This window comes from Campylobacter sp. RM9328 (assembly GCF_012978615.1).
Genome location: NZ_LIWF01000046.1, coordinates 1 through 1,466, shown reverse-complemented (window position 1 = coordinate 1,466; position 1,466 = coordinate 1). Strand labels below are relative to the sequence as shown.

The window sequence follows — 1,466 nt, the reverse complement described above, 5'->3', positions numbered from 1 at the left end:
TAACCGTGCGAAGCACAGATTAAATTATTGTAACAATCTTAATATATTTTGTTGGACGGCGTTGGCTTGGCTCATGGCGTAGCTACCACTTTGAGCTAGGATATTGAATTTAGAGAAATTTGCACTCTCACTAGCAAAATCCACATCCCTTATCTGACTTTCAGCTGATTTGACATTGACTTGAGTAACTGTGATGTTATTGATAGTTGCTACTAATTGATTTTGGACTGAACCTAGATCTGCTCTTAGTTTATCTAAAGTTTTTCTAGCTGATTCTGCTACATCCACCATAGCTTGAGCGCCACCATAGGTATTTACCCCACCGGCTTGATCGCCCCAGCCTATACCAGCTGCCGAAGCACCACCATCAAAGTATCCCATTGCCTTAGCTAGGGTTGAGCTTACGGTGCCAGAATTCATATATTTAAGATTAACTGAAGCTTGATTAAATACAGTTGAAGCAACACTTGCCAAACTAATAGCATTACCACCAGTTGTAAAATTTGATACAGTTGATAAACCATTAAGACCTATTTTAATATCCCTAGCATCTTGGCGGACAAAAGTTAATTGACCTAAGAATACAACACCTTGACCAGCAGCAGTAGCACCATTAGATGCTCCACTAAGAGAATCACCAGCACCTAAATATTTACCGGTTTCAGAAAAAGCACCTATAACAATCGCTCTACCATCTCTTGCGGCTAAAACCAAATGACCGTTATTCAAACTAGCCTCTACACCGGTTTCATCTTTTTTAGCGTTGATTGCTGCGACTAAGGTATTATCGCTATCACTTGATTTTACAGTTACATTACCTATTTCTACACCATTTATACGCAATCCTTGGATTGTTCCAGCTGATATGCTATCGCTAAAAATTTGAGTATTATTTACTGTTGCTTTTACACCAGTTTTATCACTTACACCATTCATCATTTCGGCGATTGCTTTGTAGCCATCAGTACCTAATACACTTTTACTAATTGCTTGAAACTCATATCCACCAGGGTATCCATCAATTCCGCTGAGTTTTACTGTTACATCCGCTAATGTAGAAACAGATGAAAACCAAACATTACACACAGTCTCAAACCTAGTATGCCCAATTGTATTTGAGTTAGTAGCACCTATGCTTACTTTAGCTGTTTCATTGCTATAAGCACCTATTTGGAAGTTTTTATTAGAGAAGTTACCATTTAAGAGTTGTTGGCCATTAAAGCTTGTAGTAGTAGCTATCATATCTAGCTCTTCAAGAAGTCTTGATATATCATTTTGAAGGGCTCTTCTAGAATCACTATTTTGACCATCTTGAGCTGCTTGGATAGCTTTGGTTTTAATAGTATCAAGAATTTTAATCTGTTCATCCATAGCTTTATCAGCAGTTTGAACTATACCTATTGCGTCATTACCATTAGATATAGCTTGACCTAATGAGTTAGCTTGGCTTTTTAGTGAGTCAGCTA

General features: G+C 37.7%; 1 protein-coding gene. It reads right to left on the bottom strand.

What is annotated here, in order from left to right; all coding sequences use genetic code 11:
- Positions 1–24: 24 nt before the first annotated feature.
- On the bottom strand, positions 25–1,466 hold a 1,442-nt coding region (locus CCAL9328_RS10565; protein WP_170000626.1), incomplete at its 5' end, for a flagellin B.